At 72.0% G+C, this 20,191-nt stretch carries 19 protein-coding genes; 12 read left to right on the forward strand and 7 right to left on the reverse strand.

Annotated features, from left to right (window positions below; genetic code table 11):
• Positions 1–2 precede the first annotated feature (2 nt).
• Both DB32_RS33055 and DB32_RS33060 read left to right on the forward strand, forming a co-directional pair.
• Positions 3–1,199: a thiolase family protein gene (locus DB32_RS33055; protein WP_053236648.1), complete on the forward strand. Its 1,197-nt coding sequence runs from the start codon at positions 3–5 to the stop codon at positions 1,197–1,199.
• A 220-nt stretch (positions 1,200–1,419) separates the two neighbouring features.
• Positions 1,420–2,658, forward strand: a complete 1,239-nt coding sequence (locus DB32_RS33060) for a LeuA family protein (protein ID WP_083458090.1) — start codon at positions 1,420–1,422, stop codon at positions 2,656–2,658.
• 91 nt (positions 2,659–2,749) lie between these two features.
• Here the strand turns inward: DB32_RS33060 and DB32_RS33065 are convergent, their stop codons facing one another.
• The 3 genes from DB32_RS33065 to DB32_RS33075 are packed head-to-tail and all read right to left on the reverse strand — an operon-like array spanning position 2,750 to position 4,075.
• Positions 2,750–3,181 (reverse strand): hypothetical protein, encoded by a 432-nt coding sequence (locus DB32_RS33065; RefSeq protein WP_157069674.1) that lies wholly within the window; start codon positions 3,179–3,181, stop codon positions 2,750–2,752.
• Complete coding sequence (locus tag DB32_RS33070; protein WP_157069675.1) at positions 3,172–3,618, reverse strand: hypothetical protein; 447 nt, start codon at positions 3,616–3,618, stop codon at positions 3,172–3,174. The genes DB32_RS33065 and DB32_RS33070 overlap by 10 nt, the downstream gene beginning before the upstream one ends.
• Positions 3,619–3,655: 37 nt before the next feature.
• Entirely contained in the window at positions 3,656–4,075 is a 420-nt protein-coding gene (locus DB32_RS33075; RefSeq protein WP_157069676.1) for a hypothetical protein, read from the reverse strand.
• A 125-nt stretch (positions 4,076–4,200) separates the two neighbouring features.
• Between DB32_RS33075 and DB32_RS33080 the strand changes: the two genes are divergently transcribed.
• The 4 genes from DB32_RS33080 (at position 4,201) to DB32_RS33095 (ending at position 9,813) form a co-directional block, all read left to right on the forward strand.
• A complete protein-coding gene (locus DB32_RS33080; protein ID WP_053236652.1) occupies positions 4,201–6,195 on the forward strand; it encodes a hypothetical protein in 1,995 nt (664 codons plus the stop codon).
• Between the two features lie 54 nt (positions 6,196–6,249).
• Positions 6,250–7,278 carry a hypothetical protein gene (locus DB32_RS48685; protein ID WP_053236653.1) on the forward strand — a complete coding sequence of 343 codons (1,029 nt, stop codon included), beginning with the start codon at positions 6,250–6,252 and terminating at the stop codon, positions 7,276–7,278.
• 8 nt (positions 7,279–7,286) lie between these two features.
• On the forward strand, positions 7,287–7,778 hold the full coding sequence (locus DB32_RS33090) for a nitrous oxide reductase accessory protein NosL (RefSeq protein WP_053236654.1): 492 nt from the start codon (positions 7,287–7,289) through the stop codon (positions 7,776–7,778).
• A gap of 391 nt (positions 7,779–8,169) precedes the next feature.
• A complete protein-coding gene (locus tag DB32_RS33095; protein ID WP_157069678.1) occupies positions 8,170–9,813 on the forward strand; it encodes a serine/threonine-protein kinase in 1,644 nt (547 codons plus the stop codon).
• Here DB32_RS33095 and DB32_RS33100 read toward each other — a convergent pair whose 3' ends face one another.
• Positions 9,814–10,461 (reverse strand): hypothetical protein, encoded by a 648-nt coding sequence (locus DB32_RS33100; protein WP_053236656.1) that lies wholly within the window; start codon positions 10,459–10,461, stop codon positions 9,814–9,816.
• A gap of 68 nt (positions 10,462–10,529) precedes the next feature.
• Here DB32_RS33100 and DB32_RS33105 point away from each other — a divergent pair, with 68 nt between their 5' ends.
• The gene (locus DB32_RS33105; RefSeq protein ID WP_053236657.1) at positions 10,530–12,833 is read left to right on the forward strand and encodes a GH92 family glycosyl hydrolase; all 2,304 of its coding nucleotides are present in this window, start codon (positions 10,530–10,532) and stop codon (positions 12,831–12,833) included.
• On the opposite strand, the gene DB32_RS33110 is transcribed toward DB32_RS33105, so the two are convergent.
• Both DB32_RS33110 and DB32_RS48690 read right to left on the reverse strand, forming a co-directional pair.
• Positions 12,834–14,036 (reverse strand): MFS transporter, encoded by a 1,203-nt coding sequence (locus DB32_RS33110; protein WP_169791636.1) that lies wholly within the window; start codon positions 14,034–14,036, stop codon positions 12,834–12,836.
• Positions 14,037–14,070: 34 nt separating this feature from the next.
• Positions 14,071–14,793: a DNA alkylation repair protein gene (locus DB32_RS48690; RefSeq protein WP_053236658.1), complete on the reverse strand. Its 723-nt coding sequence runs from the start codon at positions 14,791–14,793 to the stop codon at positions 14,071–14,073.
• Between the two features lie 106 nt (positions 14,794–14,899).
• On the opposite strand from DB32_RS48690, the gene DB32_RS48695 reads away from it, so the two are divergent.
• The 5 genes from DB32_RS48695 to DB32_RS33140 all read left to right on the forward strand — a co-directional run bounded on the left by DB32_RS48695 (position 14,900) and on the right by DB32_RS33140 (position 18,250).
• Positions 14,900–15,274, forward strand: coding sequence for a hypothetical protein (locus tag DB32_RS48695; RefSeq protein WP_053236659.1), 375 nt, complete (start codon positions 14,900–14,902; stop codon positions 15,272–15,274).
• 58 nt (positions 15,275–15,332) lie between these two features.
• The gene (locus DB32_RS33125; protein WP_053236660.1) at positions 15,333–16,058 is read left to right on the forward strand and encodes a glutaredoxin family protein; all 726 of its coding nucleotides are present in this window, start codon (positions 15,333–15,335) and stop codon (positions 16,056–16,058) included.
• Positions 16,059–16,106: 48 nt separating this feature from the next.
• Complete coding sequence (locus DB32_RS33130) at positions 16,107–16,592, forward strand: hypothetical protein (RefSeq protein ID WP_053236661.1); 486 nt, start codon at positions 16,107–16,109, stop codon at positions 16,590–16,592.
• 90 nt (positions 16,593–16,682) lie between these two features.
• A complete protein-coding gene (locus DB32_RS33135) occupies positions 16,683–17,438 on the forward strand; it encodes a tetratricopeptide repeat protein (protein ID WP_157069679.1) in 756 nt (251 codons plus the stop codon).
• On the forward strand, positions 17,438–18,250 hold the full coding sequence (locus DB32_RS33140; RefSeq protein WP_053236663.1) for a hypothetical protein: 813 nt from the start codon (positions 17,438–17,440) through the stop codon (positions 18,248–18,250). Before DB32_RS33135 ends, DB32_RS33140 begins: the two co-directional genes overlap by 1 nt.
• Positions 18,251–18,283: 33 nt before the next feature.
• Here DB32_RS33140 and DB32_RS33145 read toward each other — a convergent pair whose 3' ends face one another.
• A complete protein-coding gene (locus DB32_RS33145) occupies positions 18,284–20,173 on the reverse strand; it encodes a serine/threonine-protein kinase (RefSeq protein WP_169791637.1) in 1,890 nt (629 codons plus the stop codon).
• Between the last annotated feature and the right edge of the window lie 18 nt (positions 20,174–20,191).

Consider the following 20,191-nt stretch of genomic DNA (forward strand, 5'->3'; position numbering starts at 1 on the left):
TGATGAAGAAGCTCAGCAAGGAAATCTGGATCGTCGCGGCGAAGCGCACTCCGTTCGGGACGCTCAGCGGCGCGCTGAAGGACGTGTCGGCGATCGACCTCGCGGTGCACGCGAGCAAGGCCGCGATCGCGCAGGCGGGCATCCAGGCGACCGACGTCGACCAGGTGATCCTCGGCAACGTGCAGCAGACGAGCCCCGACGCGATCTACGGCGCGCGCCACGTGGGCCTGAAGAGCGGCGTGCCGATCGAGGTGCCGGCGCTCACCGTGAACCGCCTCTGCGGCTCGGGGTTCCAGGCCGTCGTCAGCGCGGCGGAGCAGATCCTCCTCGGCGACGCGAAGTGCGTGCTCGCGGCGGGCAGCGAGAACATGAGCCAGGCGCCGCACGCGATGTGGGGCCTGCGCGACGGTGGCGTGAAGTTCGGCAAGCCGCCGGCCGTGGTCGACACGCTGTGGGCCGCGCTGACCGACTCGTACTGCAACACGCCGATGGCGGTCACCGCGGAGAACCTCGCGGTGAAGTACGGCATCACGCGCGAGCAGGCGGACGCGTTCGGCCTGCGCTCGCAGCAGAAGTGGGCCGCGGCGCAGGAGTCGGGCGCGTTCGCGGACGAGATCGCGCCGGTCGAGCTCCCGTCGCGCAAGGGCACGGTGAAGGTCGATCGCGACGAGCACGCGCGCCCGCAGACGACGATGGAGATCCTCGCGAAGCTGCCGCCGGTCTTCAAGAAGGACGGCGTCGTCACCGCGGGCAACGCGAGCGGCATCTGCGACGGCGCCGCGGCGCTGCTCGTGGTCGACGCGGAGTGGGCGAAGTCGCGCGGCCTCACGCCGCTCGCGAAGCTCGTGCAGTGGGGCGTCGCGGGCGTGGACCCGACGATCATGGGCATCGGCCCGGCGCCGGCGATCCGGAACGCGCTCGACCGCGCGGGCCTCACGCTCGACCAGATCGATCTCTTCGACGTGAACGAGGCGTTCGCGCCGCAGTTCCTCGCGGTGCAGAAGGAGCTCGGCCTCCCCGAGGAGAAGTCGAACGTGAACGGCGGCGCGATCGCGCTCGGCCATCCGCTCGGCGCGAGCGGCGCGCGCATCACCGCGAACCTGATCTACACGCTGCGCCGTCAGAACAAGAAGTACGGCGTGGGCTCGGCGTGCATCGGCGGCGGCCAGGGCATCGCCGTGGTGCTCGAGCGCGCGTGATCCGCGCCCGCCCGCCGAGGAGGCAGGGAGGAGAGATCCTCTGAGGAGAGCAGGAAAGCAGGAGAGAGCTTTCGTGTCACACGACGCGAACGGCGAGCGAGTCTCTCTCCCTCCCTCCTGCCCCTCCTGCTCTCCTTGGCGGCAATTCCCAGGCTTCATCCGCTCAGCGCGGCGGAGATCTCCTGGCTTCTCGTGGCAGACTGATGAGGGAGGTGGAGCCGTGGACACGCAGCTCATCTACGACTGGAACTTCGCCGAGCGACGTCAGCCCGTCGTGCTGAAGAAGCGCTTCGAGCTCCACGACGAGACGCTGCGCGACGGATTGCAGAATCCGTCCGTCGTCGATCCCACGATCGACGAGAAGCTCGAGATCCTCCACCTGCTCGATCAGGTCGGTGTCGACACCGTCGACGTCGGTCTGCCGGGCGCGGGGCCGCGCGCGTTCGAGGACGTGCTGCGCCTCTGCCGCGAGATCGCCGACTGCAAGCTCGCGATCCGCCCGACGTGCGCCGGCCGCACGCACCTCGCGGACATCGAGCCGATGGCGAAGGTCGCGCAGCGCGCGGGCATCGCGATCGAGGTGATGACGTTCATCGGCAGCTCGCCCATCCGCGCGCTCGCCGAGGACTGGTCGGTCGAGCTCATCCGCAAGCGCAGCGTCGAGGCGATCTCGTTCGCGGTGAAGGAAGGCCTCCCGGTCAACTACGTCACCGAGGACACCACGCGCTCGAAGCCCGAGGTGCTCCACACGCTCTTCCACGCCGCGATCGAGTCGGGCGCGACGCGCCTCACGCTCTGCGACACCGTCGGTCACGTCACGCCCGACGGCGTGCGCAACCTCGTGCAGTTCACGCGCAGCCTGCTCAGCGCGTGGGGCGCGCCGCAGGTCGGGATCGACTGGCACGGCCACAACGATCGCGGGCTCGGCGTGACGAACTCGATCTACGCGCTCGAGTACGGCGCCGATCGCGTCCACGGCGCGATCCTCGGCGTCGGTGAGCGCGTGGGCAACGCGTCGCTCGATCAGATCCTCGTGAACCTCAAGCTGATCGGCGAGCTCGGCGACCGCGACGTGACGAAGCTCGGCGAGCTCTGCGACAAGGTCAGCAAGGCGCTCCACTTCCCGATCCCGATCAACTATCCGGTCGTCGGCGAGGACGCGTTCCGCACCGGCACCGGCGTGCACGCAGCCGCGATCATCAAGGCGCTCGAGAAGGGCGATCAGGATCTCGCGGATCGCGTGTACTCGGGCGTGCCCGCGTGGATGTTCGGGCGCGAGCAGGAGATCGGCATCGGCCCGATGAGCGGCGCGAGCAACGTGAACTTCTGGCTCAAGAAGCGCGGCTTCACGCCGAGCGAGGGCCTCGTGAAGGCGATCCTCGCTCGCGCGAAGGAGAGCAATCACCTGCTGACGGACGCCGAGGTCCGCGAGGTGATCACGAAGGTCGGCGCGCGCTGATCAGCGCGCAGGAGGGCTCGGTCGCGGCGGGCCGCATGGCAGCGCACGGAGCGTGCGGACGGAAGGACGCGCCGGGGCCGAGCCGACTTGATCAGAGACAGCCCGTCGATCCGTTGCACACGCGGATCGACGCGCTGCCTTCTTCGCGCGTTCCGTCTTCGAGCTCGAGCGACCAACGCAGCTCGACGCGGTCGCCGTCGACGTCGATCGTCTCGACCGTGCCGCCGACGACGTCGACGCAGACGTCGTCGATGCAGCGCTCCGCCGCGAAGGTGCGACTCATGTCGAACGACGGGGATCCGACGTCGAGCGTGCGGTCGGAGTACAGGTGCAGCCGCGTCGGCAGCGACGGTGCCGTGGGGCACGCGATCTCGTCGGACGTGACGAGCAGCTCGGTCGCCGAATCGCCCGAGTCGCAGCCGCGCGGCGACGACGCGTGACGGAGGATGCCGTGCTCGAACGTCGCGGGCTCGGCGCAGCCCGCGACGAGCGCGAGCAGCACGACGAGGTGCCTCACAGACATCGAGTGGTCGCGTCGCGACACACGCGCACCCACGCCGTGCCCTCGTCGAGCGAGCCGTCCTCGAGCTCGATCGACCACCGCACCTCGGCGCGATCGCCGTCCACGCGCAGCGTCTCGAGCGTGCCGCCCGCGGCCTCGATGCACGCGCCATCGACACAGCGCTCGGCGGTGTAGGCGCGCTCCATCTCGATGCTCTCGAGCTCGTCGACGGTGCCGAACGCGTACACGGCGAGCCGTGTCGAAGGGCGATCGGCGATCGGCGTGTCGCAGCCGAGCGCGTCCTGGGTGAGCACGAGGTCGATCGCGGGACCATCCGCCGGCCCGCACGTCGCCCGGAGCAGTCCGTCGTCGAAGACGCTGGGGTCCGCGCTCGAGCCGCATCCGGCGAGCGCGAACAACGAGAGGGAAGCGATTGGGAGGAACGAAGTCAGTCGCATGACGATCAGACTACGCGCCGAGCCCCTCGCCGCAAAGTCAGCGGCACGGGTGCGCGAGCGCGGCGCAGACGCGGACCCACGCGGTGCCCTCGTCGTGCGCTCCGTCGGCGAGCTCCAGTGACCAGCGCACCTCGCTGCGATCCGCTTCCGCGCGGAGCGTGTGCACCGTCCCGCCGACGATGCTCGCGCACGCGCCCTCGATGCAGCGCTCCGCGCCGTGCGCGCGCGCGATCTCGACCTCGTCGAGCGACGTGCCTTGCGCCCAGATCGTGATGTGCGTCGCCGGCTCCGGTGTCTCGCACGTGAGCTCGCCGTCCGCGAGCACGAGGCGCACCGCCGAGCCGCCCGCGGGACCGCACGTGGGCGACAGACTCCCCGCGCGGAACGCGCTCGTCGCGGCGTTCGAGCCACACGCCGTGAGCGCGATCGCGATCGAGCAGAAGAACACCATTCGCATCGTGCGCGCAGCCTCGCACACGTGAACGCGGACCCCCAGCGCGTGAACGTCGATTCACGCGCAGAATCGCGTTTTCCCCACGTTTCGTGCGTGGCGTACGCGTTGCTGAACGGCGCGACACTCCCATGCGTCGTCCGCTCGCCTCGTTCTTCGTCGGTCTCGCGCTCGCTGGCTGTGGTGGTCCGATCGCCGGCGCGAGACAGACGCTCCCACTGCCCGCTCACTTCACGGCGGTCGCGCGCGCGACCACCGACGATCCAGACGGCCTGCGCGTCCTCTGGAACGGCGGCGCCGACACCTCCGAGCACGGCGCGTGGATCGCGACCACGCACGCCGAGCTCGAGGCGCTCTGGGAGCGCGTCGGCGCCGCGGGCCCAGTGCCCGAGGTCGATCTCCGCACCCACGTCGTGATCGGCGAGGCGTTCATGAACGGCGCGTGCATGGACGAGATCGTCGCGGTCGAGCGCGATGCCGAGGGGCGCGTGCTGCTGCGCACCGAGCCGCTCGTCGAGATGTGCATCGCGCTCGCGGTGCAGGACGCGCGTGTCGTCGCGGTGCCGCGCAGCGTGCTCGGCGAGCGCATCACGTGGTTCTCGGTCGACGACGACGACGGCGGCGCGTACGCGTTCCGCATCCCGCCGCCCTCCCCCGACGCCTCGGGCACGGTCTCGCCCGGCGCGCCCTCGACCGAGCGCGACGCGATCGCGAGCGCGCTCGGGACCATCGCGCTCCCCGCGCGCGGCACGCTCGCGCTGCGCGCGCTCGACGACGGGCGCGAGGTCTGGGTCGCGCACCTGCCCGACGGCCGCGTGCACGTCGTCGCCGCCGACGCGGTCTCCACCAACGACTGGCTCCGTCATCCGGTGCGCTGGGACGCGGCGCGCGGGCGCTTCGCCACCGAGCACGACGTGACCGGTCGCTCGGTGCACGGCGGCGTGCCCCTCGAGACCCACGCGTTCGCGCGCGTCGGCGAGGATCGGATCGCGGTGGGCGAGGTGGTGTCGATCGCACCGCGCGGCACCGTCGAGCCCCGCGCCGCCGCACCGGCGATCGAGGGCGACGCGATGCCCTACGCGTCGCTCCCGGTGATCGATCAGCAGACGCTCGAGGCCGTGCCCGAGGGCTTCGTCGCGCGCGTCGGCGCCGATCTCGTCACCGGCCTCGACGGCCCGCCGCGCCTCTGCATGCTGCCCGAGGATCCCAAGCTCCGCGCGCACTTCGAGGGATGCGACGACACCTCGCTCGCGCTGCGCGACGCGCCCGCCGAGGCGCGCCGCGGCATCTCGGTGGTGCACGGCCCGCTCCTCGTGCGTCGTCGCGGCGACACGCTCGACCTCGCGATCGCCGATGGCGCGGGCGAGAGCGGATGGGTCGTCGAGCACCGCATCGCCGAGCCCGCGCCTGCCGGCCCGACGCGCGCGCGCGGCGCCCTCGCGCTCGACGTCGAAGCGAGCGGCGACACGCGCGGCGCGCCCGACGGCTTCGCGATCGAGTGCGTGCCCGCGGGCGGGTCGCCCGACGAGTCGTGGTCGTTCGTGGCGCCGCGCGACGGCTCGTTCGCGTTCGAGCTCGCGAGCGATCACGACGGCGCCATCGCGATCGTCGCCGACGACGGCTCGCCGCTCGCCTGCAACGACGATCGCCACGGCCACTACCGCTCGTCGGTCGCGCACGCGACGCTCGCCGCCGGCCAGCAGGTGCGCGTGATCGTCGACGGCTTCGGCGGCCAGGCGGGCGCGTATCGCCTCCGCGCGACCGAGACGCCGGCGCTGGAGCGCGAGGGCGTGCTCGCGCTCGGCGTCACCGTCGCGGGCGACACCTCGCGCGCCACCGACGACCTCAGCGCGGGCTGCCACGCGCCCGCGCACGACGACGCGTGGCGCCTCGAGGTCAGCGAGCCCGGCCGCCACCGCGTGCGCATCGAGGCCGACGGCTGGCACCCGCTGCTCGCGGCCTACGCCGACGGCGAGTCGATCCCGGCGACCTGCGGGCTCGGCACCGGCGGCGGCTCGCGCGAGGAGACCTACGATCTCGCCGCGGGCACGTGGTGGATCGTCGTCGACGGCGCGCGCGAGGAGGACGTGGGCGCGTACCGGCTCACGGTGGAGCGCGCTGATTAGCCGCACCCACCGCGCGTGACGAACGCGCGCTCCGGCCCCATCGTTGGCCGGTCGATGTCGAACCTGTTCCGCCCCTGGCTCCTCGCGCGCTTCTCGACGGGCGCGGCGGCGGCCGTGCTCGTCGTGGTCGGGCTCTTCGTCGCGATCCGCGTGCTGCGCCACTACCGCATCGCGCGCACGTCCGAGGGACAGCTCGCGCTCGAGCGACGCGCCGAGCTCGCGGGGACGCTGATCGAGGTCGCGCTCGGCGCGACGATCGCGGGGCTCGCGCTCGCGGTGCTCGGCGCCGATCGCATGACCGCGTCGATCCGCGGCGCGATGTGCGCGTGGGGTGTGCTCGACGCGTCGCCCTGGGGCTTCCGCTCGCTCGCGCTCTCGGCGATCGCCGCGCTCGCGTGCGCGCTCTGGATCGCGCTGCACCGGCTCGACCTCCGGCTGCGCAAGCCCGCGCTCACCCGCGCGAAGTTCTCGGCGCTCCTCGTCGTCGCGCCGCTCGTGCTCGCCGACTTCGCGGCCGCGACCGCATACGCGCTCGATCTCGATCTGCGCGTCGTCGCGTCGTGCTGCTCGACCGGGCTCGACGCCGCGCGCGAGGTCGCGGGCACGGGCGCGAGCGGCGGTCCGCGCGACGTCGCGGCCGCGCTCTTCGTCGTGGGGTCGATCGCGGCGATCGCGCTCGCCCTGTTCACGCGAGCGCGTCCCTCGACGCGCGCAGCATCGCTCGTCGGTGTCGCGTCGCTCGTCGCGGGCCTCGCGTCGGTGCCCGCCGTCGTGTGGTGGGTCGCGCCCCACGTCTACGAGACGCCGACGCACCTCTGCCCGTTCTGCCTGCTCCACGCCGACGTGCTCGGGATCGGATGGCCGCTCTTCGCCGCGATCTTCGTCGCGACCGCGATGGGGCTCTCCGCGGCGATGACCGGTCTCCTCGAGCGCGCGAGCGGCGAGCCCGAGACCGCGCGCGCGCTCGAGGCGCGCCTCGCGACGCGGACCGCCATCGCGTGGTCCCTCGCGCTCGCCATCGCGCTGCTCCCGATCGCGCGCTGGACGATCGTCTCCGGGGGCGCATCTCTCTTCGGAAGCTGAGATCACGCATGCACCGCGCGAACGTCCTCACCCGGCTCGTCCTCACTGCATCGATGGTGCTCGCCGTGCTCGCCGCGTGCGCCTCGGGCGACACCGGCGCGAGCGCGCAGGCCGCCGGACGCTGCGCGCACTGCGGGATGCGCGTGCCCGCGGACTCGACGTGGCGCGCCGGGCTCACCACCGCGTCGGGCGAAGCGCTGCTCTTCGACGCGCCGAAGTGCATGTTCCGGATCCTGCGCGGCGAGCGCGGGCGCGACGCGCGCGAGCCGTGGGTCATCGAGTACTACGCGAGCGAGCGTCGCCCCGCGTCGTCGCTCGTCTACGTGCTCGGCAGCGACGTCGAGAGCCCGATGGGCCGCGACCTCGTGCCGATCGAGGGCCGCGAGCGCGCCGAGCGCTTCCAGCGCGATCACCACGCGCAGCGCGTGCTCACGTACGACGAGGTCACGTCGAGCGTGATCGACGAGCTCTTCCGCCCGGGCGGCGGTCACGCGCACTGAGGAGGGAGGCTCCACCCTCCGATCGTGCCCGGCGCGAGCGACGATCCAACGCTCGACCGTGGCTGCGGTGCTCGGCGCACACGATCCATCCACGCTCGACCGTGGCCGTGGTGCTCGGCGCACACGATCCATCCACGCTCGACCGTGGCCGTGGTGCTCGGCGCACACGATCCATCCACGCTCGACCGTGGCCGTGGTGCTCGGCGCACACGATCCATCCACGCTCGACCGTGGCCGTGGTGCTGGGCGCACACGATCCACCCACGCTCGACCGTGGCTGCGGCGCTCGGGCTGCACGATCGATGCACGCTCGACCCTTCGCGTCGCGTTCGCGCGCACCGACGGGATCTCCGCCCTCTCCGCGCGTGCGCGCTATGCTGCGCGCGCCTCGATGACCCCCTGTCCTCGCTGCGGCCACGAGAACGTCGATCACGCGCGCTTCTGCTCCGCGTGCGGCGCGATCCTCGAAGCCCGCGCGAGCGTCGACGATCCGCTGATCGGACGGATCGTCGCCGATCGATACCGCATCGTCCGCCCGATCGGCGAGGGCGGCATGGGCCGCGTCTACCTCGCCGAGCAGCGCATGGGCACCACGACGCGCGCGGTCGCGATCAAGGTGCTCACCACGCCGATGAGCGACTCGCTCGCGGTCGCGCGCTTCTACCGCGAGTGCGAGACCGTCGTGCAGCTCACGCACCCGCACACGATCCGCTTCTACGACTTCGGCGAGCTCGCGCTCCCGCTCTCGAGCGGCGCGGTCGATCGCCGGCTCTACATCGCGATGGAGTACGTCGACGGTCGCTCGCTCGCGACCGCGATCGAGTCGGGCCCGCTGCCGCTCGACATCGTCGATCGCCTGGTGCGTCAGATCGGCGGCGCGCTCACCGAGGCGCACCGGCGCGGCATCGTCCATCGCGATCTGAAGCCCGACAACGTGCTGCTCGCGCACAACGAGGCCGAGGGCGAGATCGCGAAGGTGCTCGACTTCGGCATCGCGAAGAAGGACCACGTCGAGGGCCCCGAGATCACCGCGCAGGGCACGATCATCGGCACGCCGGCCTACATGAGCCCGGAGCAGATCTCGGGCATGCGCGTCGACGAGCGCTCCGACGTCTACGCGCTCGCGCTGATGACCTACGAGATGCTCACCGGCGCGCGGCCCTTCGCGGCGCGCACGCCGATCGAGTGGGCCACGGCGCACATGATGTCGGCGCCGCGATCGTTCGACGAGTTCCCGTCGGCGCAGGCGCTCTCGCCCGAGCGACGCGCGGCGATCCTGCGCGGGCTCGAGAAGGACCCGCAGAGCCGCACCGCGTCGGTGCGCCGCTTCGTCGACGACTTCTGCGGCATCGAATCGAGCCAGCCCACGCCGATCCCGCGCATCCCGTCGACCGCGCCGCCGAGCGATCTCGGCAACGCGCCGACGCTCGCCGCGCCGCACACGCCGCGCGACACCGCGCCGCACGTCGGGGCGATCCCGGGCGCAGGCCCCGGCCTCGGCGCGATCCTCGGCGCGGCGCTCGGCGGCATCGCGCTGATCGCGGCGGGCGCAGCGACGGTGTGGGTCGTCGCAGGCGGGCCGAGCGACGTGCAGGACGTCGCGGACGCGGCGGCGCCGCACGATGCGGGCACCGATGCCGAGGGCCACCTGCCGCACGAGTGGCTCACGATCCTCCACTTCGAGGAGCGAGCGCGCGACGCCACGCACGCGCTCGGCCCGCCCGACGGACGCTGCGCATCGATCGCGCCGGGCGGCACGATCACGCTCGAGCTCACGCCGGGGGCGCGCATGCTCACCGACGGCACCGAGCACCCCGACCTGCAGATCGAAGTGCGCGAGGGATCGGGCCCCTATCGCGTCGACGTGGGCGTCGAGCGCCGGCAGTTCCGCACGATCGCGCAGGGCCTCGTGACGAGCTCACCGCTCGACGTGGATCAGTTCGGGATCCCGCGCTTCCGCTACGTGAAGATCAAGAACCGCGCGACCCGCGGCGACGTGTGCGTCGACGCGGTCGCGGCGCATCGACACGAGTGATCACATCTCGAGCCGCGCGCCGATCATCCCGCCGCCGGGCAGCGTGATCGCGTCGATCGTCAGCCGCGCGCCGGGCATGGGCTCCATCACGTACTCGTAGTCGGTGTACGTGCGGCGGATCGTCAGACCGAGGACGATCGCGAGCGCGGCGAGCCCCTGCACGACGCCCGACACCACGATGCCCGCCTCGTGCCCGTTGAGGTCCTGGGTGAGCATCAGCCACGGGCCGACCACGGGGATCCACGAGAACGTGGCGGCATCGCCGAAGAACACCGTCGTCGAGATGGTCCACGTCGTGACCCACGCGATCGGCAGGACGATCAGCCCGGGCAGCCAGAGGCCGCGGATGGTCTCGCTGCGCTCGACCGGGATGCGGCGCGCGCGCGCTGCGGGAGGCGCGACCGGCGTGCCGTAGGGCGCCGCGGGCGCGACGGTGCCGTAGGCGTTGCCGGGATCGGTGGGCTGCACCGGCTGCTCGTATCCGTACGACGGCGGAGGCGCCGAGGGATCGGGCGGTGGAGCGCTCTCGTACCCGGGCGGCGTGTAGGGCTGTGCCGTCTGCGCGACTGCCACGCTCGGCAGCACCGTCGCCGCGAGCGCGGCGAGCGCGATCACGATCGGGACTGCGACGTGGGTCGTGCCTCTCATCGACGCTCGAATCCAGCGTAGCACGGGGCTCGATGCGGTCCGACGCTCGATCGGGATACGCTGTTCACGTGACGCGCGAAGCACTGACGTATGCGCTGTGGCTGGGCCTGTGTGGGAGCCTTTCCGCGTGCGGCGACTCCGACGCTGCGACCCCCGACGCCGGGCCCGCGGACTCGGGGCCCGTCGATGCCGGTCCACCGCCTGCGTCGCGCCCCGCCGCCACACCGCTGCTCCAGTGGGTCGACGCGTTCATCGGGACCGGCGGGATCGGATTCAACGACATCGGGAGCACGTATCCGGGCCCCGCGATGCCGTTCGGGATGATCCATCCGGGCCCCGACACGATGAACGAGACCGGTGCGCTCGTGTTCACGCACTGCAGCGGATATGCGTACCGCGACCGTTACATCCGGGCCTTCTCGCACACGCGGATGAACGGAGTCGGGATCACCGACTACGGCGCGGTCGCGCTGATGCCGACGATCGGGATGAGCGCGGAGCGCACGACCGCGCTCGGACATCGCTCGAGCTACGACAAGGAGAGCGAGCTCGCGTCGCCGGGCTATTACGCGGTGACGCTCGACGAGGGCGACATCCGCGTGGAGCTCACGAGCGGTCTGCGCGCGGCGCTGCATCGCTACACGTTCCAGGCGGGCTCGGACGCGACGGTGCTGCTCGACGTCGCGCACGCGCTGCCCGAGGTGCGCGTCGACGACGGCGCGATCACGGTGCTGCCCGAGAGCCGCGAATTCGAAGGCTTCGTGCACTTCTCGGGCGGGTACTCGGGGCGCTTCGGCGGCGTGCGCGTGTACTACGTCGCGCGCTTCGATCGTGACTTCGCCGCGCACGGCGTGTGGCAGGCGGGCGCGCTGCACGAGGGCGAGACGACGCGCAGCGGCGCGGACGTCGGAGGCTGGGCGCGCTTCGACGCATCGAGCGACCGCGAGGTGAGCGTGGCAGTCGGGATCTCGTTCCTCGACGTCGCGCGCGCGCGGATGAACCTCGAGGCCGAGGCGGCGGATCTCGATTTCGATCGGATGCGCGCAGCGGCGGAGTCGGAGTGGGAGTCGCAGCTGGCGCGGGTGGAGATCGAGGGACGCGACGAGCGCGATTTCCGGATCTTCTACACCGCGCTCTATCACGCGCTGCTGATGCCGACGCTGGCGACGGAGTCCGATGGTCGCTATCGCGGCCTCGATGGAGAAGAGCACGTGGCCGACGGATTCACGTACTACACGGATCTGTCGCTGTGGGACACGTATCGAACGTTCCATCCGTGGGCGACGCTGCTGTGGCGCGATCGCGCGACCGACTTCGTGAAGTCGATGATCGCGATGGCGGAGCAGCACGGCAGCTATCCGCGCTGGCCGCTGGGCACCGGCGAGACCGGAGGGATGCTCGGAGATCCCGCGGTGATCGTGCTCGCCGACACGTGGCAGCGCGGCGTGCGCGACTGGGACGTCGCGCGCGCCTACGAGCTCGCGCGGGTGAGCGCGGACGGTGATCCGCCGAGCGGTGGGCGCGGCAACATGGAGCCCTATCTGCGGCTCGGGTTCGTGCCGATCGAGAGCGCGGGATCGAGCGCGTCGAAGACGATGGAGTACGCGTACGCCGACGATGCGGTGGCGACGCTGGCGCGCGCGGCGGGTGACGACGAGAGCGCGGCGACGTACGAGTCGCGGGGGCGGAATTACCAGAACCTCTGGGACGCGGAGCGAGAGCTGTTCATCGGTCGTCACGAGGACGGCAGTTGGCCCGCAGAGGTCAACGAGCGTCGATGGGAGGACTTCTATGCAGAGGGCAATGCATGGCAGTACCTCTGGCTCGCTCCCCACGACGTCGAAGGGCTCGCGGAGACGATGGGTGGACGCGAGCGGATGCTCGAGCGCCTGGCGTTCTTCTTCCAGGAGAGCGAGCTCGAGCGGCGCACGGTCGGTCCGCCCGCGTGGTACTGGCACGGCAACGAGCCGGATCTGCACGCGCCTTATCTGTTCGCGGGCCTCGGCGATCACGACGGGAGCGCGCGCTGGGCGGCGTGGGCGCGGCGCACGTTCTACGGCGACACGCCCGAAGGGCTGCCGGGCAACGACGACGGCGGGACGATGAGCGCCTGGTACCTCTTCGCGAGCCTCGGGCTCTACCCGATGGCGGGCGACGACGACTTCGTGCTCGGCACGCCCCTCTGGACGCGCGCGGTGGTGCATCTCGAGGACGGCGATCTGGTGATCGAGGCGCCCGAGGCGAGCGCGCACGCGGTGTACGCGCGATCGATGTCGTGGAACGGCGCGGCGATCGCGGGGACGCGCATCGAGCACGTCGACGTCGCGGCAGGTGGGACGCTCTCGTTCGGGATGAGCGCGAGCCCCGAGTGATCAGCGCCGCGTCGCGGGATCGTCCTTGCGGAAGATGAGGCTGAGCACGATCAGCGCGGTCCACAGCGACGCGAAGAGATAGAGGATCGCCTCGCGGCCGAGCGACTCCGACACGCGCCCGGTGAGGTAGGGGCCGCTGAGCAGGCCTGTCGCGAAGAACACGTTGAAGATCGAATTCGAGCGCGCGTACTCGCTCGGGCTCGCGATCGCGCCCTGGAGCGCGAGCGAGAGCGGCGGGATGGACGCGAGCGATCCGCCGCCGATCAGCACCGCGACGAGCATCACCGGGAAGCTCGTGAGCGGTACGAACGAGAGCAGGACGAGCACGCCGACGATCGCGAGCGCGCGCAGCACGAAGAGGTGTCCGACGCGATCGCCGAGGCGCCCCGCGACGTTCGAGATGACGAGCATGCCGCCCGCCGACACCGCGGTGACGAGCGTCGTGTCCTCCTCGGGCACGTGCTTCACGTAGTGGAGGTACGCGGGCAGGAAGATCACGACCGACGCCTGGAAGAAGCCGGTGCAGAAGGTCGCGAAGCTCGAGGTCTTGATGCGCCACGCGAGCGAGGCCCAGTCGCGCACGTTCGCGGCGCCGTGGTGCTCGTCCGACGTGTGCAGCGCGGGCGGGTCGGGCTCGAGGCGGAAGAGCGCGATCAGGCTCGAGAGCGCGGCGACGACGGCGGCGATCACGAACACGGTGCCGAGCGACATCACGTGCACGAGCGCCCAGCAGATCCCGCCGCCGACGAAGTACCCGAGGCCGGTCGCGATCGCGTAGAGGCTCGTCGCGAACGCCTTGTGCTCCTTGGGCGCGCGCAGGAGGAGGAGCGTCTCGCAGCTCACCCACACGCCGACCGAGAACGCGCCGTCGAGGAAGCGGTTGATCCCGATCTGCCAGAGCTCCGGGAGGAACGGGAAGAGCGCGATCATCGACGCGTAGCCGAGGATGCACACGACGAGCGTGCGGCGCGCGCTGAAGCGCCGGATGATCCAGCCCGAGGGGATCGCGAAGCTGACGATGCCGGCGCCGAACCACGACGCGGTGGCGCCGATCTCGCCGTCGGTGAAGTGCCGCTCGATCAGGACGAGCGGCGTGGTCGCGAGCGCGAGGCCGTACGCGGTCGCGAGCACCCACGTGGTCAGGTAGACGACCCAGAGGTTGCGATCGGGGATGCGCTCCCGGAGCGTGTGGATCGGCGACAAAGCGCGCGCAGATTGGAAGACGCGCGGTGCGCTGTCACGCGCGCAGCGCGTCGAGCTCGGCGCGCACGTCGGGCGCGAGGTGCTTGCTCGCCTCGCGGTACGTGAGGCCGCTGCAGCGCGTCGCGTTCGCGCGGAGGAACGCCTCGGTGCGCGCGGGATGTTTGCGCGAGACGTCGCGCAGCACCCAGCCGATCGCCTTGCGGATCCAGAACGACCGATCGTCGAGCATCGGCTCGGCGATCGCGCGCCAGCGATCGAAGTCGCCCTTCCCCGCGCGCAGCACGTCGAGGTGCGCGAGCAGCGCGGTGCGACGCACCCAGACGTCCTCGTCGCGCGCCCAGACCTCGACCATCGACGACGACGCGGGGTGCGCCTCGAGCACGGCGCCGATCACCTTCGTCGCGAGCCAGTCGACGTGCGCCCACGCGGCGGCGTCGCGCACGAGCGAGACCAGCCACGCGAGATCGTCCGGCGCGAGCACGCGATGGCGCCGCTCGAGCAGCGCGATCGCGGCGTGACGGAGGTCGAACCAGCCCGACGCGAAGAGCGCGTCGGCGATCGCGCGCAGCGCGGCGCGATCGAGGTCGCGATGGGCCTTCTCGAAGTCGCGCGCAGCGCTGCGGATCGCGGCCATCGGGACGCCGTGGAACGCGAGCTCGCTCTTCATGTACGCCTTCTCGCTCGCGGCGCGCGCCGGGTCGCCCTCGGCCTCGAAGCGCGCGGTGAAGAAGGCGATCGCGTCGCCCGCCGTCGTCATCCGATCCTCACTGCGACGTCGGGGTGATCGTGGCCGAGCGTGCCGTACACGAGCTCGCGATGCTCCATGCGGGCACGCATGATGGCAGATCGCGCGCGGAGGACGGGTGGAAGGAATCGAAGCGGCGAGCTGGATGGCGATGGTGGGCTCGCTCGCGGCGACCCTGCTGTCGCTCGTGGTCGACGTCGGGCTGCTGCTCGTCGCGCTCGGCCCGGTGCGGCGGCACCGGCCCGACGTGAGCGGGCTGCTCGCGACCGCCGCGTGCATCCTGGCGCTGAGCACGCTCTGCGCGCCGGTGCTGATCGCGATCGGGCCGATGATCTCGGCCGCGGCAGGTGCGTCGCTCGATTCGACGATCGCGCTCACGACCGCGACGAGCTTCTTCATCGGGCTCGTGCGCGCCGCGGGGTTCGCGATGGTGATCGCGGGCATCGCGCGGCTCGCATCGCCGCGGCGGCACGATCCGCGCGAGCCGAGCTGATCCGGGACCGCGCGCGGCGCGCGTGCGCACGGGCCCGCTCTCGCCCAGAATCCGGGCGATGCGCGGGTGGATCGTGGGTCTCGCGTACGTCGCGAGCGTGCTCCTCGTCTCGTGTGGTGGAGAGCCGAGCGCTCCGGAGGGCGCGCCGGCGTCGCCCGAGGAGCAGGGCGAGATCGTGACGCCGCCGTTCGCGGTGCGCGGTGACGCGGAGGGGCTCGTGCTCACGTGGTTCGACGAGCAGGGCGCGCACACCGCGAGCGCGCGCCACGAGATCCCCGAGGCGCGGCGAGGCGAGGTGCGCGTCGACTCGCTCGAGGTGGCGCCCGAGCAGCGCGATCCCGATCACGTCTACGTCGCGGATCTGCGCACGCCTGGCGAGGACGGGCGCTACGTCGTGCGGCGCACGACGCGCGACGCGTTCGATCGGCGCGTCGAGACGTTCGGCGAGACGCTCGAGGGCGGCGGGCCGGCGAGCACCGGCGAGGTCGCGTCGGCGGACGTGATCGTGTTCGGCGCGTCGTGGTGCGGCGCATGCCGCGAGACCGAGGCGTTCCTGCGTGGCCGCGGGATCCCGTTCGTCGAGCGCGACATCGAACGCGAGCCCGGCGCGCGCGAGGACATGATGCAGCGCGCATCGCGCGCGGGCGTGTCGCCGCGCGGCATCCCGGTGATCGACTTCCGCGGGCGGATCATCCAGGGTTTCGATCGCGGCGCGCTCGAGCGCGCGATCCGCGAGACGAGCAGCGCGGGCGGTGCCGGCGGGGGCGGCGGGATCAGCATCTGATCCCGTGTTTGCTCGCCGTCGCTCGTCGGGTCATGCCTCGGGCGCCCGATGCGCGCGCGAAGCCTGGCTCTGCTCACGATCCTCGTCGCCGTCGGCGCGCTGGCCGTGATGTTCTTCTTCACGCGGCAGGACGACCGCACGCGCAACGACGCGCTGCTCTTCCTCGATCGCTACCAGGGGCTCGACATCGACGATCCGATCGAGGAGCGGCGCGAGCGCGTGGATGCGCTCGATGCGCTTCCGTTCGGCTCGGACGACGTCGAGCGCGTGCGCGACCGGTGCGTCGAGGCGCACCGCCTGCTGATCGTCGCCGAGGAGCGTGGGGCCGAAGCGCGCGCGATCTTCGAGCGCGAGACCGACCACGGTCGCATCGAGGAGAGCGCGCTCTCGACCGAGGCGCGTGCGTCGATCGAAGCGGCGCTCGCGGAGTCGAACGAGGCGCTCCCGCGCGCGAGAGAGCAGCTGCGCACGTGCATGGACGACGCGCGCCGCCTCGAGGTGCGCTTCCAGCCGCGCCGACGTTCGGAGCGCTGAGCCGCGCCGGGTGATCCGCGCGAGGAGAGAGCGGCGACATCGCTCGGCGGGAGCTTTCCTTTCGCCTGACCGTCGGTCAGCATCCGCCGGATGAAGGGACTGCTGGTTCTCGCGCTGACACTGGGGATCGTGAGCCCCGCCCTGGCTCAGACCCCAGATCCGACGCGCGACGCCGAGGCGCGCGCGCTCTTCGACGCGGGAGCGGCCTCGTACGAAGCGGGGCGCTACGACGAGGCGCTCGGCTATTTCCAGCGCAGCTACGAGCTCAGCGGGCGCCCGCAGCTCCTCTACAACATCGGCTCCGCGGCGGAGCGGACGCGGCAGGACGCGCTCGCCCTGCGCTCCTACGAGGAGTATCTGCGGCTCGTCCCCGACGCGCCGAACCGTGCTCGCGCCGAGACCCGGATCGAAGCGCTGCGACGCATCGTGAGCGCCGACGAGACCGCGGAGCCACCGACGGCGGAGCAAGCCGCGACGGCGGCCGTCGTCGAGCCGAGCACCGGCCCGAGCGGAGGCGAGCCGAGTTCCGGCCCGGGCGTCGGCCCTTGGATCGTCGTCGGCGGCGGCGCGGCGGTGATGGTCGCGGGCGCGATCCTGCTCGGCGTGGGGCTCGCGGATCGTGCGGCCGTCGAGGACCCGGCGGACGGCGCGCGCTGGGCGGACGCCGAGGCCGCGTACGAGCGTGGACCGGCGATCCTGACGAGCGGCATCGTGCTCCTTCCGGTCGGCGCGGCGATCGTCGGAGCGGGGCTGGCGTGGGCGTTCATCCCCGTCGAGAGCGGGGGCGTCGAGCGCATCTCGCTGCGGGTCGGGCCCGGGTCGATCGCGGTCGCGGGGAGGTTCTGATGCGCTCGATCTCGGTGTCCGCTCTGCTCTTCGCGCTCGTGATCGGCTGCGAGTTCGACGTCCCGTCGGGACGGTTCGCGTGCGACCTCTCGGCGGACTGCCCGCCGGGTCAGCAGTGCGTCGAGGGCCTGTGCGTGGAGGGCGATCTCGACGCGGGGATGCGCGACGGCGGCGCGCGCGATGGAGGCGCGGTCGATGGAGGCGGGCTCGACGCCGGAGAGCGCGACGCGGGGGGACGCGACGCGGCTTCGGAGGACGCCGCCGCGGACGACGCGGGATCGACCGACGGCGGCACGGACGCGGGCAGCGACGCAGGCACCGACAGCGGGCCGCCGGGCTGCAACCCGGTCGCGAACGACTGCGGGCCCGGTGAGTACTGCAGCGCGTCCGACTGCGGCAGCTCGGGCGTGTGCATGCCGCGGCCCAGCTCGACGTCGAACGTCCACCAGCCGGCCTGCGGGTGCAACGGCGTGTCCTACTGGAACGAGACGCACGCGCGCTGGCTCGGCGCGACGGCGTTCGCGACCGGGTCGTACCTGGGTTGCGCGAGCACGGCGCGAACGTGCGCGAGCAGCGCGGAATGCCTGCCCGGCACCGAGTGCATCATCGAGCGCGGCCTCGGAGCGTCGACCTGTGGGACGGCGGTCGCGGGACGATGCTGGGGAATCCCGAGCACCGCGACGCCCGCGATCTGTCCGGGCCCCGTGACGCCGCCCGACGTCGGATACCGTCGCTGCGGGAGCTCCGGCACGGAGTGCATCGACGTCTGCACTGCGCGGCTCGCGCGCAACTACTTCACGGCCTGCCTCTGACGTTCTGCCTCCGACGTCGACGCGCGCTGGAGCTCAGCGCGCGTCGGGCCAGCGGTCGCGCACGTACTTCTCGGCGCGCTCGAGCGGCGCGCGCAGCGCGGCCGCGATGCCCTCGAGGCGCTGCATCTCGACGTCGAGCACTGCGACGAGCGACGCGATCTCGCCCTCGAAGCGCTCGTTCTCGCGATCGAGGCGATCGCGCAGATCCGTGACCTGCGCCTCGAGCTCGTCGCACTGGCCCGCCTTCACGCGCACGTCTTCCTCGACCGCGGCGAGCTCCCAGAGGAGCGCGTCGGCCTCGCCCTCGGTCGCCTCGCGATCGCGCACCTTCGCGCGCGCGACCTCGCGACGCACCGCGAGCTCGTCGCGACGGCGCACGAGCTGCTCGAGCTCGCCGCGCCGCTTGCTGAGCTCGCCCGCGAGCTCGTCGATCGTGCGGCCCAGCGTCGCGCGGTAGTCGCGCGCGCTCACTCCGAGCGACTCGACCGTGGCCTGGTGTGTCTCCGACACCGCGACCGACTCCTCGAGCGACTCGAGCGTGCGCGCCGCGAACGCCATCGCGTGATCGATCTCGGCGGGCGCGGGGTGATCCATCTCGAGCTCGTCGAGCCACGCGCGGATCGCGTCGAAGCGCTTGCGCCAGCGGCGCACCCCGAAGAGGCCGTCGGGCGCCATCTCGGGCGCGGGCGCGGGCTGGGTCGCGCGATCGAGCTCTTTCGCCTTCTCTTCTTCGGCGATCGCGGCGACGTCGACCTCGACCTCGATCTCGAGATCGTCGCGCGGCGGCTCGGGGATCACCGGACGCGCGTACTCCGCGGTCACACGACCGAACCCGCCGGGCGCGGCGGGCCCGCGCGGAAGGCGCTCGGGCTCGAGCGGCGTGTCGTGCACCTCGCTGCGCGACGGCTGCGTCGTGCGCAGCTCGTCGCGCTCGCTCGAGTCGTCCTCGTGGGCGCTCCGCGACGCGGCGAGCACGTCGGGCGTCGGCGCGTGCTCGTCGAGCGCACGTCCGACCTCGACGCCGGGCTCGTTGAGCGCGCCCCAGCTCGTCGCGGGGCCGAGCCGCTCGCGCACGGCGCGCAGCTCCGAGAGGAAGTGGTACGCGTCGCGGAAGCGATCCTGCGGGTCCTTCACGAGGCACCGCAGCACGAGCGCCTCGACCGGGCCGGGCACCTCGGGGCGGCGCTGCGTCGGCGGGATCGGCTGCTCGGTGACGTGCTTCACGAGCAGGTCGCCCGGGTACTCGTAGTCGAACGGGAGCGCGCCCGTGACCATCTCGTAGAGGATCACGCCCAGCGAGTAGAGGTCGGCGCGACCGTCGATGTTCGTCGACTGGATGTACTCGGGCGCGATGTATCCCGGCGTGCCGAAGATCTGCTGCGATCCCGTGAGCGAGGGCGCATCGAGGATCTTCGCGATCCCGAAGTCCAGGATCTTCACGAAGTCCTTCCGATCGCGCTTCTGCACGATCAGGATGTTCTCGGGCTTGAGGTCGCGGTGGACCACGCCCATCTGGTGCGCGCGCGCGAGCGCGCTGCCGATCTGCTGCGCGATGTCGAACGCGCGCGCGATCGAGAACGGGCCCTGGCTGCTCATCACGCGCAGCAGCGGCTCGCCCGGGACGTACTCCATCACGAGGTAGACGAGCCCGTCCTCGGCCTCGCCGAAGTCGGTGATCTCGACGATGTTCTCGTGGTTGATCCGATTGACCGCGCGCGCCTCGCGGATGAAGCGGTCGCGCTGCACGGGATCGGACGCGAGATCGCGACGGAGCGTCTTGATCGCCATCAGGCGATCGATGAGCACGTGTCGAGCGAGGTAGACGCTCGACATCCCTCCACTGCCCAGCCGCTGGATCAACCGGTAGCGCCCGCCGATCGTACGTCCGATCAGCGGGTCGACCATCGTGCGGGCTTCGGGCATCGGGGTCGCGTCTCGTCT

Source organism: Sandaracinus amylolyticus, from assembly GCF_000737325.1.
In the GTDB taxonomy this organism is placed as follows: Bacteria; Myxococcota_A; Polyangia; order Polyangiales; family Sandaracinaceae; genus Sandaracinus; species Sandaracinus amylolyticus.